At 62.1% G+C, this 26,053-nt stretch carries 26 protein-coding genes; 9 read left to right on the top strand and 17 right to left on the bottom strand.

Translation table 11 applies throughout. The features are described from left to right. Positions 1-17: 17 nt before the first annotated feature. Genes LPW11_RS08125 through LPW11_RS08140 form a run of 4 tightly spaced genes read left to right on the top strand, consistent with a single transcriptional unit; the run spans position 18 to position 4,196 of the window. Positions 18-1,148 carry a CgeB family protein gene (locus LPW11_RS08125; RefSeq protein WP_230997622.1) on the top strand — a complete coding sequence of 377 codons (1,131 nt, stop codon included), beginning with the start codon at positions 18-20 and terminating at the stop codon, positions 1,146-1,148. A 1-nt stretch (position 1,149) separates the two neighbouring features. Beyond that, entirely contained in the window at positions 1,150-2,262 is a 1,113-nt protein-coding gene (locus tag LPW11_RS08130) for a CgeB family protein (RefSeq protein WP_230997623.1), read from the top strand. Then, complete coding sequence (locus LPW11_RS08135; protein WP_230997624.1) at positions 2,259-3,314, top strand: CgeB family protein; 1,056 nt, start codon at positions 2,259-2,261, stop codon at positions 3,312-3,314. Before LPW11_RS08130 ends, LPW11_RS08135 begins: the two co-directional genes overlap by 4 nt. A gap of 39 nt (positions 3,315-3,353) precedes the next feature. After that, positions 3,354-4,196 (top strand): TIGR04290 family methyltransferase, encoded by an 843-nt coding sequence (locus LPW11_RS08140; protein WP_230997625.1) that lies wholly within the window; start codon positions 3,354-3,356, stop codon positions 4,194-4,196. Positions 4,197-4,278: 82 nt separating this feature from the next. Here the strand turns inward: LPW11_RS08140 and LPW11_RS08145 are convergent, their stop codons facing one another. The 4 genes from LPW11_RS08145 to LPW11_RS08160 all read right to left on the bottom strand — a co-directional run bounded on the left by LPW11_RS08145 (position 4,279) and on the right by LPW11_RS08160 (position 8,476). Next, on the bottom strand, positions 4,279-5,253 hold the full coding sequence (locus LPW11_RS08145; protein WP_230997626.1) for a YihY/virulence factor BrkB family protein: 975 nt from the start codon (positions 5,251-5,253) through the stop codon (positions 4,279-4,281). Positions 5,254-5,463: 210 nt separating this feature from the next. Further along, positions 5,464-5,874, bottom strand: coding sequence for a hypothetical protein (locus tag LPW11_RS08150; RefSeq protein WP_230997627.1), 411 nt, complete (start codon positions 5,872-5,874; stop codon positions 5,464-5,466). 314 nt (positions 5,875-6,188) lie between these two features. Beyond that, positions 6,189-7,820 carry a hydroxylamine reductase gene (gene hcp, locus LPW11_RS08155; RefSeq protein ID WP_230997628.1) on the bottom strand — a complete coding sequence of 544 codons (1,632 nt, stop codon included), beginning with the start codon at positions 7,818-7,820 and terminating at the stop codon, positions 6,189-6,191. Between the two features lie 440 nt (positions 7,821-8,260). Then, positions 8,261-8,476, bottom strand: a complete 216-nt coding sequence (locus tag LPW11_RS08160; protein WP_230997629.1) for a GSU3473 family protein — start codon at positions 8,474-8,476, stop codon at positions 8,261-8,263. 181 nt (positions 8,477-8,657) lie between these two features. Here LPW11_RS08160 and LPW11_RS08165 point away from each other — a divergent pair, with 181 nt between their 5' ends. Beyond that, positions 8,658-8,942 carry a flagellar biosynthesis anti-sigma factor FlgM gene (locus LPW11_RS08165; RefSeq protein WP_230997630.1) on the top strand — a complete coding sequence of 95 codons (285 nt, stop codon included), beginning with the start codon at positions 8,658-8,660 and terminating at the stop codon, positions 8,940-8,942. A 54-nt stretch (positions 8,943-8,996) separates the two neighbouring features. On the opposite strand, the gene LPW11_RS08170 is transcribed toward LPW11_RS08165, so the two are convergent. Both LPW11_RS08170 and LPW11_RS08175 read right to left on the bottom strand, forming a co-directional pair. After that, entirely contained in the window at positions 8,997-9,323 is a 327-nt protein-coding gene (locus LPW11_RS08170; protein WP_230997631.1) for a DUF2288 domain-containing protein, read from the bottom strand. Positions 9,324-9,354: 31 nt separating this feature from the next. Beyond that, a complete protein-coding gene (locus LPW11_RS08175) occupies positions 9,355-10,002 on the bottom strand; it encodes a YceH family protein (protein WP_230997632.1) in 648 nt (215 codons plus the stop codon). Between the two features lie 324 nt (positions 10,003-10,326). On the opposite strand from LPW11_RS08175, the gene LPW11_RS08180 reads away from it, so the two are divergent. Beyond that, the gene (locus LPW11_RS08180) at positions 10,327-10,791 is read left to right on the top strand and encodes an FKBP-type peptidyl-prolyl cis-trans isomerase (protein ID WP_230997633.1); all 465 of its coding nucleotides are present in this window, start codon (positions 10,327-10,329) and stop codon (positions 10,789-10,791) included. Between the two features lie 170 nt (positions 10,792-10,961). After that, positions 10,962-11,954 carry a tRNA dihydrouridine synthase gene (locus LPW11_RS08185; RefSeq protein WP_230997634.1) on the top strand — a complete coding sequence of 331 codons (993 nt, stop codon included), beginning with the start codon at positions 10,962-10,964 and terminating at the stop codon, positions 11,952-11,954. Positions 11,955-12,105: 151 nt separating this feature from the next. Here LPW11_RS08185 and LPW11_RS08190 read toward each other — a convergent pair whose 3' ends face one another. Next, positions 12,106-13,353, bottom strand: a complete 1,248-nt coding sequence (locus LPW11_RS08190; protein WP_230997635.1) for an MFS transporter — start codon at positions 13,351-13,353, stop codon at positions 12,106-12,108. A gap of 144 nt (positions 13,354-13,497) precedes the next feature. Here LPW11_RS08190 and LPW11_RS08195 point away from each other — a divergent pair, with 144 nt between their 5' ends. Next, the gene (locus LPW11_RS08195) at positions 13,498-14,535 is read left to right on the top strand and encodes a GMP reductase (RefSeq protein ID WP_230997636.1); all 1,038 of its coding nucleotides are present in this window, start codon (positions 13,498-13,500) and stop codon (positions 14,533-14,535) included. A 530-nt stretch (positions 14,536-15,065) separates the two neighbouring features. Here LPW11_RS08195 and ovoA read toward each other — a convergent pair. The 10 genes from ovoA to LPW11_RS08245 form a co-directional block, all read right to left on the bottom strand. Beyond that, positions 15,066-17,171, bottom strand: a complete 2,106-nt coding sequence (ovoA, locus tag LPW11_RS08200) for a 5-histidylcysteine sulfoxide synthase (protein ID WP_230997637.1) — start codon at positions 17,169-17,171, stop codon at positions 15,066-15,068. 40 nt (positions 17,172-17,211) lie between these two features. Next, positions 17,212-18,030: a protoheme IX farnesyltransferase gene (locus tag LPW11_RS08205; RefSeq protein WP_230997638.1), complete on the bottom strand. Its 819-nt coding sequence runs from the start codon at positions 18,028-18,030 to the stop codon at positions 17,212-17,214. Continuing rightward, positions 18,027-19,235, bottom strand: coding sequence for a cytochrome c oxidase subunit II (coxB, locus tag LPW11_RS08210; protein WP_230997639.1), 1,209 nt, complete (start codon positions 19,233-19,235; stop codon positions 18,027-18,029). The genes LPW11_RS08205 and coxB overlap by 4 nt, the downstream gene beginning before the upstream one ends. Before the next feature lie 11 nt (positions 19,236-19,246). Then, positions 19,247-19,537, bottom strand: coding sequence for a cytochrome C oxidase subunit IV family protein (locus LPW11_RS08215; protein ID WP_230997640.1), 291 nt, complete (start codon positions 19,535-19,537; stop codon positions 19,247-19,249). A gap of 22 nt (positions 19,538-19,559) precedes the next feature. After that, entirely contained in the window at positions 19,560-20,162 is a 603-nt protein-coding gene (locus tag LPW11_RS08220) for a cytochrome c oxidase subunit 3 (RefSeq protein ID WP_230997641.1), read from the bottom strand. Beyond that, entirely contained in the window at positions 20,159-21,784 is a 1,626-nt protein-coding gene (ctaD, locus tag LPW11_RS08225; RefSeq protein WP_230997642.1) for a cytochrome c oxidase subunit I, read from the bottom strand. The genes LPW11_RS08220 and ctaD overlap by 4 nt, the downstream gene beginning before the upstream one ends. 69 nt (positions 21,785-21,853) lie before the next feature. Beyond that, complete coding sequence (locus tag LPW11_RS08230; RefSeq protein ID WP_230997643.1) at positions 21,854-22,711, bottom strand: SCO family protein; 858 nt, start codon at positions 22,709-22,711, stop codon at positions 21,854-21,856. A gap of 115 nt (positions 22,712-22,826) precedes the next feature. After that, complete coding sequence (trhA, locus tag LPW11_RS08235; RefSeq protein ID WP_230997644.1) at positions 22,827-23,543, bottom strand: PAQR family membrane homeostasis protein TrhA; 717 nt, start codon at positions 23,541-23,543, stop codon at positions 22,827-22,829. Further along, positions 23,540-24,463, bottom strand: a complete 924-nt coding sequence (locus LPW11_RS08240; protein WP_230997645.1) for a hypothetical protein — start codon at positions 24,461-24,463, stop codon at positions 23,540-23,542. The genes trhA and LPW11_RS08240 overlap by 4 nt, the downstream gene beginning before the upstream one ends. Positions 24,464-24,657: 194 nt before the next feature. Beyond that, positions 24,658-24,930, bottom strand: coding sequence for a cytochrome c7 (locus tag LPW11_RS08245; RefSeq protein WP_230997646.1), 273 nt, complete (start codon positions 24,928-24,930; stop codon positions 24,658-24,660). Positions 24,931-25,121: 191 nt separating this feature from the next. Between LPW11_RS08245 and LPW11_RS08250 the strand changes: the two genes are divergently transcribed. Beyond that, on the top strand, positions 25,122-26,036 hold the full coding sequence (locus LPW11_RS08250) for a helix-turn-helix transcriptional regulator (RefSeq protein WP_230997647.1): 915 nt from the start codon (positions 25,122-25,124) through the stop codon (positions 26,034-26,036). The last annotated feature ends 17 nt before the right edge of the window (positions 26,037-26,053 follow it).

Here is a 26,053-nt window from a genome sequence, read left to right on the forward strand (position 1 = left end):
ACAGAAAAGGACCCCCGATGCACATCGTCATGTTCTACCACTCCATCGTCTCCGACTGGAATCACGGCAATGCCCACTTCCTGCGCGGGATCGTCACGGAACTGATGGCCAGGGGTCACCGGGTCGATGTCTATGAGCCTGAAAACGGCTGGAGCTTCAGCAACCTGATCCGTGAAAAGGGGGAAGTCGCGCTGGCGCAGTTTCGCAAGGCGTACCCGTCGCTGGAAGGGAAGCCGTACCGGCTCGAGAAGCTCCAGCTCGACCGGGCGCTCGCCGGGGCAGATCTCGTCATCGTCCACGAATGGAACGAGCACGAGCTGGTGCACAGGATCAGCGAACACCGGCGCAAGAACCCTCACTACCGTCTCCTGTTCCACGACACCCATCACCGCTCCGTCACCGACTACCGCTCCATGAGCGCCTACGACCTCTCCGGCTTCGACGGCGTCCTCGCCTACGGCAGGAAGATCCGCGACATCTATCTCGCCAACCGCTGGATCGATCGGGCATGGGTATGGCACGAAGCGGCCGACGTGCGCGTCTTCCACCCCATGCCTGGGGAGGAGAAGGAAGGGGACCTCGTCTGGGTCGGCAACTGGGGGGACGGCGAGCGCACCGAGGAGATCAGGGAATTCTTCGTGGAGCCGGTGCGCAGGCTGCGGCTGAAGGCGACCGCCTACGGCGTGCGCTATCCCGAGAGCGCGATCGAGCTCCTTGCCGAGGCGGGGATCCGCTACGGCGGCTGGCTCCCGAACTTCGAGGTCCCGAAGGTATTCTCAAAATACAGGGTGACCCTCCACATCCCGCGCCGCCCATACGCGAAGGCCCTCCCGGGGATCCCCACGATCCGGCCTTTCGAGGCGCTCGCCTGCGGCATCCCCCTCGTCTCCGCCCCATGGGAGGACAGCGACGGACTATTCCGCCCCGGAAAGGACTTTCTCTTCGCCCGCGACGGCCACGAGACGGAACGGGTACTGAAACAGCTGCTGAGCCAGCCGCAGGAGGCGCGGCAGCTTGCCCGCAACGGGCTGGAGACGATAATGCAGCACCACACCTGCAGCCACAGGATCGATGCCCTCATCTCCATCTGCGGCGAGCTGGGACTCCAAAACGGGGCGCCGGGGGAGAAGGCGCTCAACGAGGGATGACATGACCCGCTCTCTTTCCATCGCCTTTTTCGGATCAAGCCTCGTCTCCTCGTACTGGAACGGAGCCGCAACGTATTACCGCGGGCTCCTGCACGCCCTTGCGCGGCGGGGGCACCGGATCACCTTCTACGAGCCGGACGCCTACGAGCGCCAGTCGCACCGGGACATGGAGGACCCGCCGTGGGCGCGCGTCGTGGTGTATCCTCCGACAGAGGATGCGGTCTTTCATGCGCTGCAGGAGGCTGACGGCGCAGACATTGTGGTGAAGGCAAGCGGGGTCGGGGTGTTCGACGAGCTCCTGGAACGGGAAGTCCTGTACCTGAAGTGTGAGAGGACGCATGTCATCTTCTGGGACGTAGACGCGCCGGCGACGCTCGCGCGGGTGAGAGAGCACCCGGAGGACCCCTTCCGCCCGCTGATCCCGTGCTACGACCTCATCCTCACCTACGGCGGCGGAGGGCCGGTGGTGCACGGCTACTCCTCTTTCGGCGCAGCCACCTGCGTCCCGATCTACAACGGGCTCGATCCCGCCACCCACTTCCCCGCCCCCCCCGATCCCCGTTTCGCCGCCGACCTCTCGTTTCTGGGGAACCGGCTGCCGGACCGGGAGGCCCGCGTGGAGGAGTTCTTCCTCTCGGCAGCCCAGAGCCTTCCGGAGAAGGCCTTCCTCCTCGCAGGGAGCGGCTGGGGTGACAAGAGGATGCCGGAGAACGTGAGATACCTCGGGCACCTCGGGACCGGCGACCACAACGCCTTCAACTGCACCGCGCGCGCCGTCCTCAATATCAGCCGCTCCAGCATGGCGGAAAACGGGTATTCCCCCGCGACCCGTGTCTTCGAGGCTGCCGGTGCCGCGGCGTGCATCATCACCGACAACTGGGAGGGGATCGGCGAGTTCTTCGAGCCGGGCGAGGAGATCCTGGTGGCCGATTCTGGCGCGGAGGTCGCAGAGATCCTCGCGCGCCTCACCGAGCAGGAGGCGGTGAGGGTCGGGGCACGCGCATTTGCGAGGGCAAAAAAGGAGCACACCTACGACCGGCGCGCCCTGCAGTTCGAGTCGCTTTTCCGAAGCGGCGTCCCGAAAGGGGCGGAATTTGCGGGGGGAATGCCATGAAGCTCGTCGTTCTCGGGCTTTCCATCACCTCCTCCTGGGGAAACGGCCACGCCACGACCTACCGCGGGCTCCTGCGGGAGATGGCGCACCTCGGCCACGAGGTCCTCTTCCTGGAGCGCGACGTCCCGTGGTACGCGAATAACCGCGATCTCCCCTCCCCCCCCTTCTGCACGACTCTCCTCTACTCTTCGCTGGACGAGCTCTTCCGGGAGCACCGGGAAAAGATCAGGGAGGCGGACTGCGTGATGGTCGGCTCCTACGTCCCTGAGGGGATCGAAGTGGGGAAATGGGTCACCGAGCAGGCGAAGGGGATCACCGCCTTCTACGACATCGATACACCGGTGACCTTGGGGAAGGTCGCGGAAGGTCGCTGCGACTATCTTGATGCGGAGCTCATCCCCCGCTACCACCTCTACCTCTCCTTCACCGGCGGCCCCACCCTCGCCTTCCTGGAAGATCATTACGGCGCCCCCGCGGCACGCCCCCTATACTGCTCCGTCGACCCGGCGCTGCACTACCCGGTGCCCCAGGGTGCCTCCTGGGACCTCGGCTACCTCGGCACCTACAGCAGCGACCGCCAGCCCGGGCTCGAGCGCCTCCTCTGCGCGCCGGCGCTTTCCTGGCGCGAGGGGCGCTTCGTGGTGGCGGGACCGCAGTACCCGCACGAGATCCGCTGGCCGGTGAACACGGAGCGGATCGAGCACCTCCCCCCGCAGGACCACCGCGACTTCTACTGTTCCCAGCGATTCACCCTCAACATAACCCGGCGAGATATGCTCGCGGCCGGGTATTCCCCGAGCGTGAGACTTTTCGAGGCGGCGGCGTGCGGAGTGCCGGTGATCAGCGACCAGTGGCCCGGGATCGATGAGTTCTTCGAGCCCGGGGCGGAGATCCTAACCGCCGGCTCTCCAGGCGAGGTCCTCTCCTACCTGCGCGAGCTGCCGGAGGAGCAGCGCCTGGAGATCGGGGAGGGGGCGCGCCGCAAGGTCCTCTCCTCCCATACGGCGACACACAGGGCAAAGGAGCTGGAAGGGTACCTTTCCTTGCTGTGACCGGAAAAGACGGTCCCACCGTTTTAATCGGACGAGACTATGGACGAGGCATACAAAAAGACGATAACCGAGAAGATTGCGGCCCTATCGCCGTGGTTCCACAACCTGCACCTCCCCGGCGGGATCCAGACCGCTGCAGACCACTTCCTGGGAGACTTCCCCATGTTCAAGTGGGTGGAATTAGCGCCGTTCGTGCCGGAGGACCTGACCGGCTGGACGGCGCTCGACATCGGGTGCAACGCGGGGTTCTACACCTTCGAGCTGGCGCGGCGCGGGGCACAGGTGACCGGGATCGACATCGACCCCCACTACCTGGAGCAGGCGCAGTGGGTGGCACAGCTCCTGGGGCTGCAGGACCGGGTGACGCTACGGCGTATGCAGGTCTACGAGCTTGCGCGGGAGAAGAAGAACTACGACCTCGTCCTTTTCATGGGGGTCTTTTACCATCTGCGCTATCCGCTCCTGGCGCTCGACATCGTGGCGCAGAAGGTGCAAAAAATGATGATTTTCCAGACGATGACGATGCCGGGTCGCGAGGTGTACGAGCAGTACGACGAGTGGATCAACGAGCGGGATGCACTACTGCATCAAGGATGGCCGAAGGTGGCCTTTATCGAGCACCGTTTCGCAGGAGATCCCACGAACTGGTGGATACCGAACCACGCCGCGGTGGAGGCGCTGCTGCGCTCCGCCGGGATGCGTATCACCGGGTACCCCGGTCACGAGATCTACCGCTGCGAGCCGAACCCGGAGCGCCCCTCCTGTGTCGCCACCTGGAACAGGTCCGAGTATCTCTGTGCGGTAAACGCAAAGGAGGATCAGGGGAGGGATCAGGAGGGTATGCCCCTCGAGGTGATCCCCTCACAACCTGACCCTCATTAGTCGCTGAAGCTGCCGAATGCTCCCCTCCCTTCGGGGGAGGGCGGACGTCATGTCGGCACCGTCCACATCGTCGTTCCAGCCGCTACGTCCCGATCGGCTTTCCCCTTCCCGGCTTCCACGGTTCCTTCTCCCGCTTTCGCCCTTCCACCTGTCCAGGGGCCCTTTCCCTCTCCCCTTCCACCTTTTCGCCCGGTTCCTTCCCTTCCACCGAGGTGTGCTCGACGACGGAATTGATCTCTGCCCCGAAGAGAATGATGAAGGAGGTGATGTACAGCCACATCAGCAGGCCGATAACCGCTCCAATACTCCCGTAGGTCTTGTTGTAGGAGCCGAAGTTGTTGACGTAGAAAGAGAATCCAATGGAGGCGAGGATCCACACCGGGATCACCAGAACGGCGCCCGGGCTGATCCACTTCCACGACTGCTTTACATCAGGGGTGAAGTGATAGATCAGCGCGACCCCCAGGATGAGCATGCATAGGATCACCGGTGCCAGCATGATGTACCACACCCAATCCTCCAACTCACCCATACCGAAGATGCCGAGCACAAAATTGCCGATCTGCGGACCGAACATCATGGCGAGCAGGGAGAGGATGAAAAATAGCGCCACCACCACCACGAGAAACATGGCGATGAGACGCACCTTCCAGAAGGGACGCCCCTCGTCCACCTCGTAGAGGCGGTTCATCACGTTCATGATGGCGGTCAGGGCGCTCGAGGAGGTCCATAGCGCGAGGAGGAACCCGAAGGACAACAACCCCCCCTGCTTGTTCGTGAAGAGCTCCTTGATGTGCTGTTGCACAAGTTTTGAGGCATCACCGGGAAGCATCCTCCCCAAGGCGTCCATGATGGAGCCGGAGAGGTCCGGGATCGGCAGATACCCGAGAAGTGTGGTCAGAAAGAGCAGGAAAGGGAAGAGCGCGAAGAGGAGATAATAGGCAATCGCCGCCGAGTACGTGCTGCAATCGTCCTTCGAGGTCTCTTTGGCCGTCGTCTTCACCAAATCCTTGTAGCTGGTATCGCCGAGCTTGAAATAACTGCGGAAGGAGAACATGCTGCACCTCCGTCACCATCTTTTCCACTCCGTGCCATAACGGACACTAAGATAACTGTATCACCATTGGCAAGTTGGGGAGGGGAATCAGCGGAGGTAAAGCATTGATGCATCGAGGAAAAGGCACGGGGGAAAGGGGGGGGAGGCGGGAAAAGGTGAATGAGGTGGAGGGAGCAGGGGAGCCGGAAAGAAGGTATGGGGCGGCACCTTCTACAGGACGTTGATCTCCTTCACCTCGCACAGATCGACCCCTTGCCTGCTCTTGATCACCATCTCGCCGGAGTCGTTCTTGCTCACGAAGAGATCGACGGTCTTGCTAACGGGGGTGCGGGCGGCATCTTCGCCGCTGTAGGGGGGCTCGTACTTTACGTGGACCTTTATGGGGAGCTCGTTCCTGGAGGTGAGTGATCCCTTGTCGAGGATCTTCACGTCGACATCCCTCAGGAAGAGATTCCGTTTCCGGTAAGATTGCTGCACGTCGTTCTTTACCAGCGACTCTATCTTCTCGTCGCTGTAGTGCTGCTGCAACAACAGGACGCCCCAGAACGCCAGCAGGAGTATTCCTATCGTAATCTTAATGAGGCTGTCGACCACCGTAACCCTCGCAAAAAAAAAGATCATTACTACAGTCCTTTAAATCGGGGTTAATGCCTACCACATAACTCGCTAAAAAACAATACGGGAAAGGGGGAAGATAACGTATACGTCATCTTCAACGGGCGAAAAAGAAACTCGGCCCTGGCTGGTAAGCCGGAGCCGAGTTCTCATTTTGTTTGACCAATCTTCTGCCAGCGCATCCCAGAGCTTCTGCCGGAAACGCTTCGCTTATTTCCGGCCTACATGGCATCGGTCTCAATAAACGAGAAAAGGCCGCCGGTTTATGCCGGGGCCTTTTCAGTTGCTGCCTGTTCTATTGCTGTTATGCTGCCTACTCCTTACCCGAGGATCTCCTTCAGATCTCCTTCGGCGGTGCCGATCGGGCCGATGTTGAAGTTCTCCACCAGGAAGTTCAGCACGTTCGGGGTGATGAAGGCCGGCAGGGTCGGCCCGAGCTTGATGTTCTTTATCCCCAGGTGCAGGAGGGTCAGGAGGATCGCCACCGCCTTCTGCTCGTACCAGGAGAGGATCAGGGAGAGGGGCAGATCGTTCACCCCGCACTTGAACGCTCCCGCCAGCGCCACCGCGATCTGGATCGCGCTGTAGGCGTCGTTGCACTGGCCGACGTCGAGGAGACGCGGGATCCCGCCGATGTCGCCGAAGTCGAGCTTGTTGAAGCGGTACTTGCCGCAGGCAAGGGTGAGGATCACGCAGTCGTTCGGCACCTTCTCGGCGAACTCGGTGTAGTAGTTACGCCCGCTTTTCGCGCCGTCGCACCCGCCGATCAGGAAGAAGTGACGGATCTGCCCCGCCTTCACCGCGTCGATGACCTTGTCCGCGACGCCGAGCACCGCGTTGTGGCCGAAGCCGGTGAGGATCTCCTTCCCGAGGTTCTCCTCGAAGCCCGGGAGCTCCTGCGCCTTTTTGATCACCGCGGAGAAGTCCATCCCCTCGATGTTTTTCACGTCGGGCCACTGTACGAGCCCCCAGGTGAAGAGGCGGTCCTTGTAGCTCTCCGCCGGGCGCTGGATGCAGTTGGTGTTGAAGATGATCGCGCCGGGGAAGTTCACGAACTCCTTCGCCTGGTCCTGCCACGCGCCGCCGAAGTTGCCGGCCAGGTGGCTGTACTTCTTCAGCCCGGGGTAGCCGTGGGCAGGGAGCATCTCGCCGTGGGTGTACACGTTCACGCCGGTCCCCTCGGTCTGCTTCAGGAGTTCCTCCAGCATGCGCAGGTCGTGGCCGGAGACGAGGATCGCCTTCCCTGCCTTCGTGCCGAGCTGCACCGGGGTCGGGACGGGATGGCCGAAGCTGTCGGTGTTCGCCTTGTTCAGGAGCTCCATGGTGACGAGGTTGATGCGGCCGCACTCCATGGCGAGGCCGACGAAGTCCATGAGGCCGAGGCTCTTGTCGAGGGTCGCGGCGAGGGCCTTGTGGGTGTAGGCGTAGATCTCCTCATTCTCGAGGCCGATCACCAGGGCGTGGTGGGCGTACGCTGCGTACCCCTTCATGCCGTAGATGATGATCTCCTGCACCGATTTCACGTCCGGATCGATCGTCTCGTCCTTCACGCCGTGCTGCTGGCCGAGGGCCACGAGCTCCGAAGTGGTGGCTGCAGCGAACGGCTGCGCGGCGGCGGGGACGGTCCCGGCAAAGGGTGCGCCGTTTGCCTTCTCGTACAGCTCCTGGGCTGCGTTGCGGATGGCGGCGCCCTTGCGGACGAGTTTCGCGATCTCTTCGGCGTCGAAGTCGACGTTGGTGACGGTGGTGAAGAGCCCGTCGATCATGAAGCGGTCGATCGCTGCGTCCTTCGCCCCCTTCTGGCGTGCCTTATCGGCCCAGAAGGCGATCCCTTTCATGGTGTAGACCAGCTGGTCCTGCAGCGCCGCTACCTCCGGCTGCTTCCCGCATACACCGACTTTCGTGCAGCCACCGTTGGCTGCCTGCTCGCACTGGTAACAAAACATGGACATCGTCTCCTCCTTCACTTTTGTAGTATTTGCTGCTGATTTGCTATTTGAGTTGGTGAACCACTTCAGGATGCTTTTCATTTGGTTTCCTGCCCTTCGCTTGCCGATTTCGGCTTTTTTGTGTCCGCAGGCCTCCTTTCGGAGAGCCCGGGTAACTTGCTGTTGAGGGACACTACCGCAAGAGCGGCGGGAAAACCTTGACGAAAGTCATAAAATGAAGGGAAGTGGAAAGTATACGGAGCCGCTGTGGGCGCGGTTTTATGGCTGCAGGAGTGAGAGAAATAGGGGGAAATATGTGAAGTAGATAAAGAATGATGGGGAAATTTCAGAAAAGGGGCGTGTTGCGCGGCGATTTTTTTGGCAGTGGTTTTGCGGTTGATTTGGCAGTGACGTGAGGTGCGCTGCGGAGTGACTGAAGGTGCGGGCGGCGCCGGCGTTTTACATCACACGTAGATGTCGATAAGCCCGGAGTTGCACCTTCTTGTGCCACGGCTTTGTCTTCGGTCCCCTCTTTCTTTGCGGGGGTCGTTGCTACCGACGGTGACCCAGCCGGTGGAGCGACGTATCTCACGTATCTCCTTGGCCCGCACCAGCCTCTGAATTATGGAGTTGTCCACGGTGCCGCTACTGTTGTCGGTGTACCTTACCCGGACCAGCATGGTGCAAGCCTCCCTCCGGCCTGAACGGAGGACCCTAAAGCGACAAAGCTTTCATAAAACAATACTTTGCAAAGAAAAAATTCGCGCGAGAAATGCCATTCCCGATACGAAAATGGTATCAAAAGAGGGGAAAAACCTCTATCATCCTTCTCAACTCTGAGTACCCCAGGGGGAATTTTCTATGAAGATCGAAGCGCCCAGCCCGAATCTGTTGGCACAGGAAGTGACCAAGGTGAGGAAGGCGGCAAAAGCGGCTCAGGTGGAGCAGCCTCAGCAGACGACGGTACAGCTGACCGACCAGGTCAAGGTACTGAGCAGGAAGGCCATGGTCGCCGATGTGGGAGAACTGCAGGCCGCACAGGATGCAAAGATCCAGGCGGTGAAGGCGCGTGTGGCGGAAGGAAACTACCAGGTGAGTGGCCGCGACCTGGCGGAGAAGATGCTCGCGCGGTCGACCAAGAGCTAACTATGACGGTGGTGGGGCCCCCCCCCGGGGGGGGCCCACCTGCCGCATCCCTGACTACTCCAGCTCCGGGTCTGGCGTCTCCTCCTGAATGAGCACGTACGGGGAAACGATCAGACACCGGAAGAGCTTCAACTTCTCCAGATCCCACCTTTCCACCTGCAGATGAGTCGGCTTGCCGATCTGCCCCTTCAGGATCCAGTTTTCCACCAGCGGCACGTCATCAGAAGCTATCCGGGCTCCGACCTCCGAAATATCGAGCTCCGGGTGAACCACGATGAGCCCCCCTCTCTCCAGGTGAGCCCGCAGTGTCAACCAGTCGGCAACGTCCACCTGCAACGCCAGTCTTTCCTTCGTGCTTTCAGCAGTTGCATCTTCTTCCATAACATCTCCTGTCTCTCGGACTGTTATCCGCTTACTCCAGAGCCTTCTTCAGATCGGTTACCGTGTTGTAGAGCTCGGCCAGTTCCTGGCGCAGATCCGCCACCTCTTGCTCCAGCGCCGCTATGCGCTCGTTTTCCGCTCCACCCCCCCTCCCCTCGGAAGGACGCGCCTCTGCTGAAAGATCGGGCTCGCCGGCAAAGAGGTGGCAGTATCGCGGCTCCTTCCGGCCGGGCTGGCGAGGCAGCTTCGTTACGCACGGCGGTGTCCGCTCCATGAGCTCTTCGAGCGTCTGCTCCACCGAGGAGACGTCCGGGAAGGAGTGCATCCTTTCACCCCTGGTCCGCAGCTCCCCCGCCGTTTGCGGACCTCTCAGCAAAAGCTCGCACAAAAGGGCGAGGTCTGCCGGTGAAAAGCGGTACTTTTCCACCAGGGCGTGGCGGTACTTCGCCACCCTCCCCCCTTCCCCGGATAGAAGCGCAAGCTGCTTGAAGCGCAGGGAGTCCAGGGCGTGCACCACATCGGACTCCTCCAGGCTCATCACCGGGTCACGGTTCGACTTCTGGTTGCAGGCGTTGGTCAGCGCGTTGAGGGAAAGAGGGTAGTACTCCGGCGTGGTGAGCTCCTTCTCCACCAGGGCGCCGAGCACCCGCACTTCTATGTCGTTCAGCACAAGATCCATTAGTCTCTCCTAAACCAGTTTAAACTCTGCGACGGTGTCAAAACAAGAGGGGTCGTCAGGGGCCGAGCGGCCCCGGAAGGGGGTGCCGGCGCGAAAGCTCCCATAATAATGGTTACGGGCACGGTGGCAAGCCGAAATTTCCGGGGGTATCCCTGAAGGGGGAGGGGGGGAAGGCGCACCGGAAAAGAGAGCGGCGCACTTTCAATACGTTAGAAAAGGGAGCGGGAGAATTGCCGGCGGGAGGTAGATTTTGCTGGACTGCCACCTCCTCTCCTTTGTAACATGGCCGGTAAATCGACCACCACACACAAAAGGAATGAGACCATGGCAGTTGCAAAAAAAGGGGACAAAGTAAAGATCAACTACACCGGCAAGCTCGAAGACGGCACGGTCTTCGACACCACTCTCGAAGAAGGGTGCTGCGATGACGACGATTGCGGCTGCGAAGCCGGCCCCCTTGAGCTCACTATCGGTCAGGAAGAATTCTTCCCCCAGATAGAAGAAGGGCTGATCGGCATGGCTCCCGGGGAATCGAAAACGGTCGTTATCCCCGCAGAAGAGGCGTTTGGCGAGTACGACGAGGAAGAGGTGTTCACCATCAGCCGCGAGCAGCTGGACGGCGACTTCGAGCCGGAAGTGGGGATGGAGCTGGAACTGACCGGTGACGACGACGAGCCTGTCGGTGTGACCGTTGTGGCAGTCGCGGAAGATACCATCACCGTCGACGCCAACCACCCCCTCGCAGGCGAGGACATCACCTACACCTTCGAACTCGTAGAGATCCTCTAGACGGACCGTCTAACCCAGCCCCACAACGCCCCTCCCCTCTACGGGGAGGGAATCCCGAATTGCTGATCCCCCCTGAGCCCTTCATGTGCCGGGCTTCTCCGGGGGAGCGGCGAATGAACAACCTCCCCCTCTCCAGCCGGAGAGGGGGCCCAACTGGAAGTCCCTGCCTCATGACGACAATCTCTGCAGCTCCCGAGAACCTTTCCCGCCCTCTCCCGTGGCTCCCCGGCGAAACTCCGCTCATGCTCGCCCCGATGCAGGGGCTGACGAACCGTGCGCTCCGCTCCCTTTTCATCGAGTGGGTGCGTCCTGACGTGGTGTTCACGGAAATCATGAGGGTAAGGCCGATGGTTGCCAAGCAGCAGCTATCCGCCGTCGATCTCGCCGAGGTCGGGGCTTTGGAGGGGGGCGTCCCCCTGGTGGTGCAGCTCATCGGACCGGGGAGAGAGGCGCTCGTATCGGCGGCGGAGGCGGCGCAGGCGGCGGGGGCGGTACAGATCAACCTGAACATGGGGTGCCCTTTCGGGCGGATGACCAGCTCGCTGAGCGGCGGCGGGATGCTGAAGCGCCCCGAGGAGCTAAAGGAGATCATCCCGGCGCTGCGCAGCGCCATCTCGTGCACATTCTCCATCAAGCTGCGCGCCGGCTTCGATGATCCCAGGCAAATATTTTCCCTGCTCCCCCTTTTCGAGGAGTGCGAGGTCGACTTCCTGGTCCTGCACCCGCGCACGGTGGTACAAGCGTACAGCGGGCACGCCGACCATGCGATAACGGCAGAAGTGGTGAAGAGCACCTCCATCCCGGTCATCGCCAATGGCGACATCTGCACCGGCACCGATGCGGCGCGGGTTCTGGAAGAGACGCAGGCCGCGGGGCTCATGCTCGGTCGCGGCGCGATAGCCGATCCGGTCCTCTTCGAGAGGGCTCGCGGGCGGGCCGGGAGTGCGCCGGATCGCGCCGAAAAGGTCCGCGTGCTGCGCCACTACCTGTTCAGCCTGCTCCCCCTCTACAGCGAGATGTTTTGCGGCGACATGCAGATTCTCAACAAGATGAAGGCTGTCCTCTCCACTATGACGGACCTGGCGCTGGAGAAGGAGCTGAAGCATCTGAAGAGGGCAAAGACGCTGCATGCTTTCCGCGCACATATGGAGGCGCTGCAGTAGGTCCCGCAGTGTTTTCTTTCCAGTCCCCCTGAGATTGCCACAGCGCGCATTTTGTCCCCGCCAACGTATGCCGCTGAGGCGGCATTGCCGGGAACGTCTTCGACTTATCCCGGCCTACATGCAACATGGTACCCGCACGCCACCTCCCGCGTCAGTCCTGCCCCTTGTACTCCCTTGCAAAGAGATAACAGACCAGCGCCGCCGCGAGTCCCGCGGTGGGGAAGAGAAATGCCGTGTGGAAGGCGTGCGGGGAGGCGGCCAGGGGGTTCGAGGAGAAGCGCCCTATAATCAGCCCCATGATCTGCTGCGTCAGCGCCGCCCCCATGAGGACGAAGAAGTTGAGGGAGGTGAGGGCGGTGCCGATCAGGCGGACCGGGAACATGCTGCGCATGATCGGATAGATGGAGGCGCCGGTGGAAACCGCTATTCCGATGGCAAAAAAGAGGGGACCGAGAAGGGCCCGGTGCATCCACTCCGCAGGGCCGAGGAAGGACGCCACCAGCAGGAGCAGGAGGAACTGCCCGGTCCAGAGCGTCCGCTTGTAGGAGCGAAAGAGTCTCCGGGAGACCCTGTCGAGGAAGAAGCTGCCGCAGATGAAGCCGATGGAGGTGTACATGAGCATGCGCCCGGTCTCCACCTGGGTCAGCTTCAATACGCCGAGGAGATACGGCCCCCCCCAGAGCCCCTGCAGCGTCAGGTAGTTGCCGTACCAGAAGAAGGCAAGAAAGGCCAGCAGCCAGAAGTCGCGGTTGCGCCCTATGTACCCCCATGCCTCCAGGATCCCTTCCCTGCGGGCCCCCTCCTGCACCGCGCCGGCTTGCCCCGGACGATCCTGCACCATAAGAAAAACGAGGACGGTGGCGACCGCCTGCAAAAAGGCGATTATCACAAAGCTTTTGCGCCACCCAAGGGCCGCGACAGCCAGGGCGAGTGGGGCGGTCGCCGCCAGATTCCCCATATTTCCAATGGAGATGGTGAGGCTCGATACCCGCCCGAATTCGTCCTTGCTGAACCAGTAACTGAAGATGGTGAAGGTGGCCATGAGGACGCAGGAGGTGCCGACACCTATGAGGACGCGACCGGCCATGGCCATCGCCATATTTGTCGCCTGCGCGAAGAGAAAGCCTCCGCAGGTGGTGAGAACGCCGCAGCCGGTGATGACTATCCGCCCCCCCAGCCGGTCTATCATCGGACCGAGCGGGATCTGGGCCAAGCCGTAGACGTAGAAGAGGACGCTCGCCAGGGTCCCCAGCTGCTGGGGGGTGAGGTGCAGCTCGCGCGCGAGGTCCCCGGCGACCACCGCCATGGAGACGCGGTAGAAGTAGACCAGGATGTAGATGTAGGCCAGTGCGCAGAAGATGGTGGTGCGCTTGCGGCGCATGCGGGCTTTTTCTGGCATTACGGAGACCCCCTCGGGGCGGCACTCTAGCATACGGTATACAGGGAGGTAAAGAGAGCTCTGCTCCTTCTTGTAAGACGGAAGATCTGGGATACCCTGAGCAAAGGCATCTTTAATCCCGGAAGGGCCTCCCAGGAGGTGCGTATGCGAGTCGAGAGCGATCTCAAACTGGGGTTTTCCGACGTACTGATACGGCCGAAGCGCTCCAACCTGAAGAGCCGGTCCCAGGTGGAGCTGCGCAGAACATACAAGTTCCTGCACAGCGGCGTGGAGTGGACGGGCGTCCCGGTAATTGCCGCGAACATGGACACCACCGGCACCTTCGAGACGGCGAGTGTCCTCGCCCGCTACGGATTGCTCACCGCCATCCACAAGCACTACGACTCCGCCCAGTGGGGACCTTTTCTCTCTCAGCACGGCGACGACATCTACCAGCATGTCATGGTCAGCACCGGAACTTCCGACGTCGATTTCGAAAAACTCACCCGCATCATCTCCGACTATCCGAGAATCTCCTTCATCTGCATCGATGTGGCGAACGGCTACGCCGAGAGCTTCGTCGCCCATGTCAAAAGGGTGCGCGGAGCCTTCCACGACAAGACCATCATCGCGGGGAACGTGGTGACGGGGGAGATGGTCGAGGAGCTCATACTTTCGGGGGCGGACGTGGTGAAGGTGGGGATAGGCTCGGGGTCGGTGTGCACGACCCGGGTAAAGGCGGGTGTGGGGTATCCCCAGCTCTCCGCTGTGATCGAGTGCGCCGACGCCGCGCACGGGCTCGGCGGGAGGATAATCTCCGACGGGGGGTGCAATTGCCCGGGGGACGTGGCGAAGGCCTTCGGCGGCGGTGCAGACTTCGTCATGCTGGGGGGGATGTTCGCCGGACACGCCGAGAGCGGCGGCCAGCTCACGGAGCACGACGGGAAGGAGTACAAGATGTTCTACGGCATGAGCTCCTCCACAGCCATGAACAGGCATTCGGGAGGGGTGGCCTCCTACCGCGCGGCGGAGGGGAAGACGGTGGAGGTGCCGTACCGGGGGCCGATAGAGGACACGGTGCGGGAGATCCTGGGGGGAGTGCGCTCCGCCTGCACCTACGTGGGAGCGTCGGCACTGAGGGAGCTCAGCAAGCGCACGACATTTGTGCGGGTAAGGGAGCAGGAGAACCGCGTCTTTAGCTAGTTCAGCCGGAATTCAGGAGAAAATGCTGCCTTACGTTCCCCCCTTTGCAAAGGTTCATCAGGGAATTCCGGGGGAGCGTCGGTACATTGCCACGAAGCACTGCAGAAGGCCTAACGTTCCCCCCTTTGCGAAGGGGGGGCAGGGGGGATTTGATCTTCAAGTCTCCTCAGCCCGTTTAACAGTACATCTCGGTCGTCGAACCGCAGTGCTGCGGCAGTCCAAAGATCAACGACATAGGCCCCACCACTTTTTTGCCAATTGCCCTGACCACAACAGTTGCGCGGTTTCAGGACAGTCCTCGCCAAGTCAAATCCCCCCTGTCCCCCCTTCGCAAAGGGGGGGACGCGAGGCCTCGTGCGGCCCTTCGTTGGGACATACTACGACTTCCCCGGAGTTCCCGGATGAACCTTCGCAAAGGGGGGAACGCGGGTTCTCGTGCAGTGCTTCGAGGCTACTCCTCCACATTCCGAGGAGTTTCCTGAAGAGCCTTCGATAGGGGAAGACGCCACTTTGCAGCGTTGCCGATCACCTTATTTCAACTCCCAGACCGTCATCTGCGCGATGCTGTGCTGGAACTTGCGGCGCGTCTCGCGCAAGGTGAAGGGGAGATCGCGCGGCTCGCCCAGCAGGCGGAAGCGCGGCGTGAGGAGCGCCTTCAGCCCGTCCAGGGTGGTGATGCTCTCCCCTGCCTCCTTGTAGCCGCCGATCCAGTCGCTCTTTCTAGTAAATTCCTCGCGCCAGCTGTAAGGGGAGGTGATAACGAGAAGCCCTCCAGGGTTCATCCTTTCGTGGATGGAGGCGAGAAAGGCGCGGGGCGCGTAGAGCCGGTCGATCAGGTTCGCCGCCAGGACCAGGTCGTAGCCGGTGAACTTCTCCGGGAGGTTGCAGGCGTCGGCCTGATAAAATTCCACCACCCCCGGCAGGGAAGCGAGCCCCAAACGCTCCAGGCTCACCTCGTGGTAGGAGAGGATTTCACCTTCCTCCGGCCCGGCGTAGCGCAAATACCCCTCTTCCTGCATCCGTGCGGCGAGCCGGAAGAAGCGGGCGGAAAGATCGATTCCTGTCACCTTCGAGAAACCGCGCGCCAGCTCGAAGGTGGCGCGCCCCACCGCGCACCCCACGTCGAGCGCGTGCTCCCTCCTGCGCCCGGCGCTCGTTTCGAGGCAGATCCGGGCGATGGTCCGCGGCGAGTTCGGCACGCCGAAGTGCTCGTCTCCATAGTGGGCGTCGCAGTACTGGCCAGCCAGCTCGTCCGTCTCGTACTGGTCGTGGTGCAGCTCGACCGGCGCGGCGCTCTCGATGTAGCGGAACCCGGCATGCTGGAAGAAATGGCGCCTGAAGGCATAGCGGGCATCGCGGGTCGCTTCGTTCCCGGTGGAGATCCAGGAGCCCCCCTTGAAGAGGTTGTGCCGCGAGTCGAAGGTGGGGGTGGAGAAGTCGTCGTAGCTTGGATGCACCCTGAAGCCGCGAAATGGAAAGATCGGCGTTTCGGTCCACTGCCACACGTTGCCGATCACGTCGAAGAAGTTCCCCGCGGCGAAGCGGTCGACGGGACAGCAGGAGCACCAGTACTCGAGGTTTATGTTTCCCGGCGCCTTCTCCCATTGCGGCTGGTCCGGCACCCGGCAGACGTCGTGCAGCCTCACCCACTCATCCTCCGTGGGAAGCCGGATCGGCCTCCCGCTCGTGGCCGCGAGCCAGTTGCAGAATGCCTTTGCCTCCAGCCAGTTCACCTCCACAGGCCAATTCCACGGCAGGTCGATGACCTCGAGCATGGTGCGCAGCCCGAAGCCCTCCTCCCCTTTCACCCAGAAGAGGGGATACTCCGCTTCCCTGAAGCAGCGCCACTTCCACCCCTCCTCGGTCCACCATTGCTGGTCGCCATAACCTCCCGCCTCCACGAAACCGAGAAACTCCCGGTTGGAGACGAGGTACTTCGAGGCGAAGAAGCCGGGGACCTCCTTTTCGTGACGGCCGTACTCGTTGTCCCAGCCGTAGATCGGATCGCTGAACTCCTTCCCGAGCACGACCCGCCCCCCGGGGACCGGAATGAGCATGTTTTCGGGAGGCGCTCCCGATTCCCTGCAGATCTCCCAGAAGGGGAGGGGGCGCACACGGTCGAGGGGGAGCTGGCGTATCAGCACCGAGGAGGTCTCCAGGTGGATCCGCTCGTGCTCGATCCCCATCATGATGATCCAGAAGGGGCTCTCCCACCCGATCGGCAGAGTCAGTGGCCAGGTGCGGATTACCTCGTCCACCAGGAGACGCACCTGGTCGCGGTAGGCCTTTACCTGGCGCACCGTCGGCCAGTCCCGCGGCGTCTTGTCCAGGTCGTCCCACGACATCTCGTCGACGCCGACAGCAAGGAGCGCCTCCAGGGGCGGGTCGATGCGCGTCTCGATGACGCGGGAGATGACCAGCTTGTTGATGAAAAAGGCGGCGGTGTGGCCGAAGTAGAAGATCAGGGGGTGCCGCAGCCGGTCGGCTCGCACGTAGAAGGCATCCTCGTCCTTCAGCGTCTCGTACAGCCTCTCGTCCAGATCGAAGGTGCGATGGAAGTAGCTCAGTATCTCCGCGCGCTTCTGCTCCGGGTCTCCATTGCCGAGGGGTACAGTATGAAGTCCTTTCAACTGCATGACCTTCCTTTCGTTGAGCAGATGCCGGGAGGGGACGAGCTCATCTGCCGAGGTACAGCGCCGCGGTGAAAAGGACCGGGAGCAGGTTGAATGAGGAGATGCGAAACGCCCTTCCGGCGCGGGAGTCGTTGGCAAGGACGAGACAGCAGAGAGCGGCGCAGCCTGCTGCCGCGAGAGGTGGCATCAGGCCGAGGAGGGGAAAAAGGAGGAGAAGCGCCATGAGCGCCACGATCCAGGTGCAGTGCACCAGGGAGCTCACCGTGCCGGAGGAAGGGTCGAAGAGGGGAAGGGATGCCTCCCGGTACTCCTCGCGATGACGCCCCTGCAGCAGCCAGAAATGCGGCACCTGCCAGAGGTACCAGAGCGCCCCGACGAGCACGATGCGGAAGTCGGTGCTCCTCCCTCCCGCCGTGCACCAGCCGATGACGGGGGGGAGCGCGCCGCACAGTGCGCCGAGCGGGAGGGCGAAGGGGGTGCGGCGCTTCAGCGGCGTGTACACGACAAGATACCAGGCGAGCGCCGCCCCTCCCCATAGTGGAGGGAGGAGACCGCCCGCGCGGAAAAGGAGAAGCGATCCCCCCACGATGCAAAAAGCTGAAACGGCCATGGCGGCAGCGGGAGTGATCTCACCCTGCGGCAGCGGGCGGGTTGCCGTGCGCTCCATGACGCTGTCCAGATCCCGCTCCAGCACCTGGTTCAGGGCGGACGCCGCGGAAACGAGGAGGAAGACACCGGCAAAGAGCGCGGCCATGGTAGCCGGGTCGGGATCCGCCGCCAAAAGAAGGTACCCTGCGGTGGCAGAGACGGCATTCACCAGCACCAGCCGCAGCCGGAAGAGCCTGCACAGAGAAGCTATCATTTTATCCCCTCGATATAGCGCACCAGCGCGCCCAGTTCCGCCTCGCGCAGATCGTCGAAATCCGGCATCACCGGCTGGTACCCCTCCACCACCGCTGCGTGCGGGGTGAGGATCGACTCCCTGATGTACGTCTCGTCCGCCTTCACCACCACCGTTTTCCCGTTTCTGGAGACTCGCGTCTCCCTGCCGTAGAGCCCCTTGAAGCTCGGACCGACCAGGCGTGACCCGTCGACGGAGTGGCACCCGAGGCATCCTCTCTCCTTCGCAATCTTCGCGCCGTCACCGCCTGGGGCTTCCTTCCCCTGGGTGCGGAGGAAAGCAAGCACCCCCCGCATCTCCTCCTCGGTCAGCTGCCCCGCGAAAGAGGGCATGACCGGCTTGTAGCCATCGACCACGTCCGCCGCAGGTTCCGTGATGGAGTGGCGCAGGTACGCCTCGTCCACGATGAGCGCCCGCTCGGTGTTCCCGGAGTGCACCGTGACGCTGCGCCCCCAGATCCCCTTCAACGACGGGCCGATCTTTCTGCTGCCGTCGAGGGAATGGCACCCGAGGCAGCCGTATTTCTCCAGCACGGCGCGCCCTGCTGCGCCACCCCCGGCTTCCTTTTCCTGCAGCCACGCCTCGAATTTCTGGGCAGGAAGCGCTTGCACCGCTGTCACCATCCCCGAGTGGCTGGTGCCGCAATACTGCGAGCAGAAGACGTCGTAGGACCCCTCCTTTGCCGCCACGAACCAGACGTAGTTCTGCATCCCCGGGACGACATCGCGCTTCACCCGGAAAGCGGGGAGGTAGAAGCCGTGCAGCACGTCCTTCGATACCAGCGCGACCTTCACCGGTTTCCCCACCGGCACAACGAGCTTCGCGCTGGACTTGCCGTTTGGATACTTGAAGGACCAGGACCACATCCGCGCGGTGGCGGTGATGGGGAAGGCGTTTGCGGGAACGGTGCGCAGGGTGAGATACCCGGCCCAGCCGTAGTAGAACATGGCAAGGACGATGAGGGTGGGAAGAAGGGTCCACAGCGTCTCCAGCCAGAGGCTTCCCTCCACCTGGGAGGTTGGCTCCGGGGCGCGCGAGCGGCGGTAGCGAAAGACGAAGATCACGGTCGCCGCGGTGACACCGACCAGCATGACGAGGCAGACCCCGAAGATGGCGATGAAGACCGGATCGACGGCCTGAACGGTTGTCAGCAGCTCTTTCTGCACAAAATCCCCCTTCAGCGGTACAGGACGTCAAAAAAGGTGAACCCGATGAAGATCGCCAGTGTCACCAGCGCGACCAGGAGAAAGGCGCGCAGGAGCGCGGACTCGTACTTCATGTGCATGAAGACGGCGATGACGAGCCCCGATTTGACGCAGGCAATGGAGAGGGCTCCCCACACCTTGTAGGCGCCTAGATCCGCGCGGGTGATGGCGACGGAAAGGGCGGTCAGGACGAGGAGCACGATCCAGACGAGGGTGAGCTTTCCGTAGCTTACGACGTGGTGTGTACCTTCTGCGCTTCTCACGACGTTCTCCTTCGTTGCGGCCTCAGAGGATGAGGTAATAGAGGGGGAAGATGAAGATCCACACCAGGTCGACCAGGTGCCAGTAGAGGGTGCCGTTTTCCAGCGCCACATAGGAGTCGGCATGGATGGCGCCGGTCTTGATGCGCAGCGCGGCCCACCCCAGAAGGGCTGCGCCCGCCAGCACGTGGATCCCGTGCAGCCCGGTGGTCACGTAGTACAGGCCGAAGAATACCGATTCCCCCGGGGGACCGGTCTCCAGGTGCCGGGAGCCGGGGTAGACGCCATGGCCGATCTTGGTGCTCCACTCGATGTACTTGTCGACCATGAAGATCGCCGCGCAGCCGATCGTCCCCGCGAGCAGCCCCAGCGCGCGGCCGCGCTCACCGCGCTGCACCGCGCTTACCGCCATGGCGGCGAGGAGGCTGCTGGTGAGGAGGATGAGGGTGTTGATGGTCCCTATCACCACGTCCAGCTGCTTCCCGCCGGAGGAGAAGTGCTGCGGGTAGCGGCCGAGGTAGACGGCGTACAGGATGAAGAGCCCCCCGAAAAGAAGGAGCTCGCTGAAAAGAAAGAGCCACATCCCCAGCTTGGCGCCGGCGTCGTCCCTGTGCACGTGCTCGCTCATGGCACCCCCGCTCCCCTGAAGTCGTACGGTCCGTGGCTCACCACCGGATCCTCCTCGAAGTTCTCCGTGGGGGGCGGGGTGGCGATACTCCACTCGAGGGTGGCCCCTCCCCAGGGATTCCCCGCGAACGGCTCGCCGTAAAAGAGCCCGCGGAGGAGGTTCACCACCACGATGAACAGTCCGGCAGCGAGGATCCAGCTTCCGGCTGTGGCGATGAAGTTAAGTCGGGCGAACTCCGGGAGATAGTCGTAGTAACGGCGCGGCATCCCCTCCATACCGAGGATCTGCATCGTGCCGTACAGCACGTTGAAACCGGTGAACATGAGGGCCCAGCCGATCACGGCCGGCTTTTCCGCATAGCGGCGGCCGTAGAACTTCGGGAGCCAGTAGTGCATGGCGGCGATGAAGGCGAAGCCGGTGCCGCCGAACATGACGTAGTGGAAGTGGCCGACGACGAAATGGGTGTCGTGGACATGGATGTTCGTCGCCGCGGCGCCGAGGATGAGCCCCGAAAGCCCTCCGATGAGGAAGAGGAGGATGAAGGAGAGGGCGAAGAGCATCGGCGCCTCCAGCGAGATGGAGCCGCGGTACAGGGTGGAGATCCAGTTGAAGACCTTGATGGCTGAGGGGATCGCCACGATGAAGGTGAGGAAGGAGAAGACGGCGATGGCGATGTCGCTCATCCCGCTGGTAAACATGTGGTGCCCCCACACCAGTGAGCCGGAGGCGGCGATGGCGATGGAGGAGAAGGCGATCATCTTGTACCCGAAGATCGGCTTTCTGGAAAAGACGGGGACGATGTCGGAGATGACCCCCATGGCAGGGAGGATCATGATGTACACGGCGGGGTGCGAGTAGATCCAGAAGAGGTGCTGGAACATGATCGGGTCACCGCCGCGGGCGGGGTCGAAGAGGGCGGTGCCGAGAAGCCTCTCCGCGATGACGAGGACGAGGGTGATCCCTATGATAGGGGTGGCGAGTATCTGCACCCAGGCCGTCGCGTAGAGGGACCAGACGAAGAGGGGGAGACGCCCCCATTCCATCCCTTCGGCACGGAGCCGGTGGATCGTGGTGACGAAGTTTATCCCGGTGACGATGGAGGAGCAGCCGAGGATGAAGACGCCGAAGACGGCGAGGGAGACGTTGCTGCCGGTGCGGGCGCTGAAGGGGACGTAGAAGGTCCAGCCGGTGTCCGGCGCGCCTCCGCCGGAAAAGAGGGAGACGAGGACGATGATGGCGCCGACGGCGTAGAGCCACCAGGAGAGGAGGTTCAGTCGGGGGAAGGCGACGTCGCGCGCGCCGATCTGGATCGGCATCACCAGGTTCCCGAAGGCGGCGGGGAGGGCGGGGATCACGAAAAGGAAGATCATGATCACGCCGTGCACCGTGAAGAGGGCGTTGTACGTCTCCGCACCCATGATGGTGCGCCCCGGCGCCATGAGCTCGATGCGGATCAGGAGCCCCAGTATGACGGCGACGAGGAAGAAGGTAAGGGTGGAGTAGAGGTAGAGAAGGCCTATGCGCTTGTGGTCGGTGGAAAAGATCCAGGCGCCGACACCTCTTTTTCCGGTATCGTCCCAGAACCCGCCACCCGTTGTGGCCGGGGTTGATTCGCTCTGCATTTGCCCCCCTGGAAATTAAAATTCATGTCCTGCCGGTGTTTCGGTCCTCCCGCAACTTCGGGAGAACTATCACGCAGCCCGCCCCGGTTCCCGGCGGTCAGCCCCGCGCCTTCCCCTTTTTTTCCGGTCCCCGAGGATGAGATAGAGCATGAATGCTCCTGTGCAGAGGGCCACGACGGTGGCGCTCACGCGCAGCAGGTTGAACTCGTAGCTCTTGCTGGCGGGATTGAAGCTGAAGCAGTAGTTCACCACCTTCCGGATGGTGGCGCCGCTCTTCCCCTCACGCGCCTCTGCAAAGGCGAGGGCGAGGTCCTTCGGAAGGAAGAAGGTCCCGTACAGATAGCGCACGATCGTCCCGTCCCTCGTTACCACAAAGCTCGCCACCGGGTGCACCATATCCTGCCCCTGGCGCTTGAAGCCGTATCCCGCTGCGTCCGTGAGGCGGCGTATCGTCGCCGCGTCTCCGGTGAGGAAGCGCCACCCCTCCCGGGGAAAGCCGTTCTTCATGCCGTTCAGATACATCGCTCTGGCACGCGCTGCCCGCTCCGGCGTGTCCATCTCGTCAAAACTCACCGACAGCACCCGGTAATCTCGCACCGGCTTCGCCGCTATAGAGGGGAGGACCCCCGCCACACCCCACTGCAGGTAGTTGCAGACATTGGTGCAGCCGTAGTAGACGGGAAGAATGAGCGTCGGCCCCGTCACCAGCTCCCGTAGCCGTACCGGACGCCCCCCTTCATCCCGGAAGGAAGCATCCAGCGGGATCCGGGCGCCGAGATGCTCCGAGAGGGCGACTCCGGCCGCATCAGCGGCTGTCGGCAGAGGCCGTGCCTCATGCTTGTGCTCGTGCGCTTTCTCCTCTCCGCCAGCCAGCAGCGGGAAAAGGGAGAAAAGGATCAGCAGGATGATGAGACGGATTGTCGCCATTCCTTCCCCGCAAATGAGAGTTATAAAAATTGTTGTTAATTATAAGGGGTACTTCCCGTCTGTCCAGTGGACCGGCCCCAGCATTTCCCTGGGGAGAGCACATCAAGAGGAACGGCTAGTTTGGGAGGGGGGTTACGTAGTAGAAAATGGATAGGAAGTGGCACACACTCCCGACGAGGACAATGACGTGCCAGATCGCGTGGTTGTACGGGAGATTGTCCCACATGTACACGAGGACGCCGAGGGTGTAGGCGAGCCCGCCGGCGAAGAGGAGCTTCAGCCCCGTCGGTGCCAGTGCCGCCGAAAGGGGCTTCAGCGCTATCACCACGAGCCATCCCATGACTATGTACAGGATCGGGCCGAGAATCGGGGTGCGGTGCGTGTGAAAGACCTTGAGGATGGCGCCGAGCACGGCGATGCACCAGACGGTGACGAAGAGGCTCCACCCCCACGGCCCGCGCAAGGTCACCAGGGTAAAGGGGGTGTAGCTCCCGGCGATCATGAGGTAGATGCTGGCATGGTCGAGGATGCGGAAGACGTAGCGCGCGTACGGCTTGCGGACGGTGTGATAGGCGGTGGATAGGGAGTAGAAGGTGAGCATGGAGACGCCGTACACCGTCACGCTGGTCAGTCGGTAGGGGTCTCCGTAAGAGGCGGCGCGCATGATGAGCACGACGAGGGCGACGATGCTGAAGAGGACGCCGACGCCGTGGGTAAGGCTGTTGGCGAGTTCCTCCTGTTCGGTGTAGACGACGAGGCGGTCCCTTATGTCCTCCGACGCTTCAGCGCTCTTGTTTTCCTGCGGCTCGTCCGGAAATAGTTTGCGTGTCAAGGCTGATCCACCGCGCTCCCTAGAACCTCCGCCGCATCGAGAGTGACGGGCACCGCCGTGCTCGAGGCGTCTCTTTTGCCGGTGAGGCTTCGTGAGGTGACAGTAACGAGCTTCTGGTAGCTGTCCGGCATGATGATCTTTGCTGCCAGGAGCCCCATGGGGTTCACTTTGAAAAAAGCCGGCATGCGCAGGACCTTGCAGCCGCGGCTCACCTTGGAATCATCAATGGACGGTCGCCCGCAGGGGAGACCGATGTAATAGTACCTGGCATCTGTCTGTGCCGCACCTTCCCTGTGCAGGTGCAAAAGGAAATCGGTCACGTTGAGGTTGAGGCTGTGGGTGTCGGAGAAGAGGGTGGAGCCGAAGATCACATCCTCGACACGGTACGATATCTCCACCGCGCGCAGGCGCCCCTGATGGTAGGCTCCGATTTTCACGACCTTGTCGCTGCCGTACACCCCTTCGGACCAGGCGCGGAACATCTCCCTTTCGACGCGCTCCTGCTTGTAAGCGTACTTCGTCCTGTCGTAGAAGGAGAGATAGACCTCGTAGGCGGTCTCCGCGAACTCGTCCAGATCCATTATCTCCCGTGCGGTGAAATTTTTCATCCCCTGTGTTGCGGCTCTTCTTCTTTTCGAACTGACGGCGGCGAGGGAGTAGGACCCGAGATCATCGTAGAGGAAGAAGCTCATGGTGGAATTGGACCAGCCGTGCTGCGGCACGACATGCATGAAGCCGCCGGCGATGCACCTGGAGGGGTAGCGTTGCGACCACGGCTTTATCTCCGTGAACGGGAAGAGGGGGCGGAAGAAAAACGGGCGCGCCTCGATCCACCACGTTCCGTCTATCTTCAGCACCTTCTTGCCGACGCCGCGCTGGTAGCTCGCGTATTCGTCGATGGTCATCCGTTGCCACTGCATGAAGCCCCCCGTGAAAGATGAGGCCGGTGTAACCATTGCTAGTCTACCCGAGGGCTAGGGGGTGTCCACCGGATCGGCGCCAATAGTGGTGATATTCTTAACCAGAGGAAAAAAAGTGGGCAGCGGCAATAGAAGAGGCGGCCGAGTGGCCGCCTCCGTTGTGATTTTTGCCTTGTTGGGGGTATCCCCGACTGTTACTTTTTGTGGCACTCACCGCACTTCGTCGGGCCGGCGCCCTTGTCGGCGTGGCACCCTTTGCACGTCTTGTGCGCCCAGTCCTTCCCGAACCCTTCGATCTTGCCGGGGCCCTTCTCGTGGCAGGCCTTACAGTCCTTCACTGCCTCCTGGTGCTTTTTGTGGTTGAAGCTCACATCACCGTTTTTGGCGGGGAAGGTCATGGTGTCTGCTGCCATTGCGAAACCTGCGCTTAACGCGACGAGTGCTGCTGCGACTATGAATTTTCTCACGGGTCTGCTCCTTTCTTTTTACGGTTAATTTTTACCACGGCTGTGGTATGAAATAGCATGACACTGGGGTCGCTGCTATCGACATCTATCTCATTTCGACCCGATGTCGGGTCGACTTTCGCTGGTCCGGAGTAGATCCGGGTCCGGCAAAACCAATGATATCAGGTAATTCGACAGCAGCATCAAACACCATGGAAAAATCTCCCGAAAAAACCGAAAAGGGGGCTCAGCCGAGTATCGCCATCGACGGGAACAGGCTGAAGCAGGTCCGCGAGACGAAAAAGCTCACCCAGCTCTATGTCGCGAGCGTGGTGGGAGTGACGACCGACACCATCTCGCGATGGGAGAACAACCGCTACCCCTCCATGAGGCGTGACAATGCCCTGAAGCTCGCCGCCGCCCTCGAGGTCGAACTGGACGAGATCGTGCGCCAGGAGGAGGAACCTCCTGCAGCCGCGGATCCCGCTCCGGAACCGACACCTTCCCGCCCTCTCCTCTTCCGTGTCGCCATCGCCGTCCTTCTCGCCATCGGCCTTGCCGTCGCCCTGGCCAGGATCCTCTTCACCCCCCCCATCGCCGTCCGCTGGACCCCGCGCTATGCCGCTCCCGGAAGCATAATCCCTGTGCAGATCAAGGTCGGTACGGTGCGCGAAGGGACCCAGGGCTTTCTGATTCGGGAAACACTGCCGCCGGGATGGATGCTGGTGAGCGCTCTCCCCCCTCCCGCCGCAGTGGAGGCGAACGGAGGCGCTGTGAAGTGGCTGGTGACCGGGCGTGGTAGCGGTCAGACCGTGTCATATACCGTCCAGATACCTCCCAATGCCCCTCAGAAGAGCGAGACGACAGTGAAGGGGCAGATCGTCGTCTACGCGAAGGGAAGCAGCCACAGCGAGAAGATCGCGGGGGACAGCCGCCTCACGGTCGGCGACTTCCACTGGGCCGACCTCAACGGGGACCGGCGCATCGACGACGACGAGATCATGCCCGCCTACTACGTGTGCGAGGCGATGAAGGGGCTCCGCCTCGACTGGAAGATCATTGAGGCGATCTGGAGCGCGAAGGGATACCGGTGGGATCCCCGTGACGGCTATCAGCCGGTCAGGTAATCCCCCTCACCACAGAC

This window comes from Geomonas sp. RF6, assembly GCF_021044625.1.
Taxonomy (GTDB): Bacteria; Desulfobacterota; Desulfuromonadia; order Geobacterales; family Geobacteraceae; genus RF6.

Excerpts from the sequence above, each read along its gene's own strand:
- LPW11_RS08125 (WP_230997622.1), top strand. The coding sequence starts at position 18 with ATGCACATCGTCATGTTCTACCACTCCATCGTCTCCGACTGGAATCAC.
- LPW11_RS08130 (WP_230997623.1), top strand. The coding sequence starts at position 1,150 with ATGACCCGCTCTCTTTCCATCGCCTTTTTCGGATCAAGCCTCGTCTCC.
- LPW11_RS08135 (WP_230997624.1), top strand. The coding sequence starts at position 2,259 with ATGAAGCTCGTCGTTCTCGGGCTTTCCATCACCTCCTCCTGGGGAAAC.
- LPW11_RS08140 (WP_230997625.1), top strand. The coding sequence starts at position 3,354 with ATGGACGAGGCATACAAAAAGACGATAACCGAGAAGATTGCGGCCCTA.
- LPW11_RS08145 (WP_230997626.1), bottom strand. The coding sequence starts at position 5,253 with ATGTTCTCCTTCCGCAGTTATTTCAAGCTCGGCGATACCAGCTACAAG.
- LPW11_RS08150 (WP_230997627.1), bottom strand. The coding sequence starts at position 5,874 with ATGATCTTTTTTTTTGCGAGGGTTACGGTGGTCGACAGCCTCATTAAG.
- hcp (WP_230997628.1), bottom strand. The coding sequence starts at position 7,820 with ATGTCCATGTTTTGTTACCAGTGCGAGCAGGCAGCCAACGGTGGCTGC.
- LPW11_RS08160 (WP_230997629.1), bottom strand. The coding sequence starts at position 8,476 with ATGCTGGTCCGGGTAAGGTACACCGACAACAGTAGCGGCACCGTGGAC.
- LPW11_RS08165 (WP_230997630.1), top strand. The coding sequence starts at position 8,658 with ATGAAGATCGAAGCGCCCAGCCCGAATCTGTTGGCACAGGAAGTGACC.
- LPW11_RS08170 (WP_230997631.1), bottom strand. The coding sequence starts at position 9,323 with ATGGAAGAAGATGCAACTGCTGAAAGCACGAAGGAAAGACTGGCGTTG.
- LPW11_RS08175 (WP_230997632.1), bottom strand. The coding sequence starts at position 10,002 with ATGGATCTTGTGCTGAACGACATAGAAGTGCGGGTGCTCGGCGCCCTG.
- LPW11_RS08180 (WP_230997633.1), top strand. The coding sequence starts at position 10,327 with ATGGCAGTTGCAAAAAAAGGGGACAAAGTAAAGATCAACTACACCGGC.
- LPW11_RS08185 (WP_230997634.1), top strand. The coding sequence starts at position 10,962 with ATGACGACAATCTCTGCAGCTCCCGAGAACCTTTCCCGCCCTCTCCCG.
- LPW11_RS08190 (WP_230997635.1), bottom strand. The coding sequence starts at position 13,353 with ATGCCAGAAAAAGCCCGCATGCGCCGCAAGCGCACCACCATCTTCTGC.
- LPW11_RS08195 (WP_230997636.1), top strand. The coding sequence starts at position 13,498 with ATGCGAGTCGAGAGCGATCTCAAACTGGGGTTTTCCGACGTACTGATA.
- ovoA (WP_230997637.1), bottom strand. The coding sequence starts at position 17,171 with ATGCAGTTGAAAGGACTTCATACTGTACCCCTCGGCAATGGAGACCCG.
- LPW11_RS08205 (WP_230997638.1), bottom strand. The coding sequence starts at position 18,030 with ATGATAGCTTCTCTGTGCAGGCTCTTCCGGCTGCGGCTGGTGCTGGTG.
- LPW11_RS08220 (WP_230997641.1), bottom strand. The coding sequence starts at position 20,162 with ATGAGCGAGCACGTGCACAGGGACGACGCCGGCGCCAAGCTGGGGATG.
- ctaD (WP_230997642.1), bottom strand. The coding sequence starts at position 21,784 with ATGCAGAGCGAATCAACCCCGGCCACAACGGGTGGCGGGTTCTGGGAC.
- LPW11_RS08230 (WP_230997643.1), bottom strand. The coding sequence starts at position 22,711 with ATGGCGACAATCCGTCTCATCATCCTGCTGATCCTTTTCTCCCTTTTC.
- LPW11_RS08240 (WP_230997645.1), bottom strand. The coding sequence starts at position 24,463 with ATGCAGTGGCAACGGATGACCATCGACGAATACGCGAGCTACCAGCGC.
- LPW11_RS08250 (WP_230997647.1), top strand. The coding sequence starts at position 25,122 with ATGGAAAAATCTCCCGAAAAAACCGAAAAGGGGGCTCAGCCGAGTATC.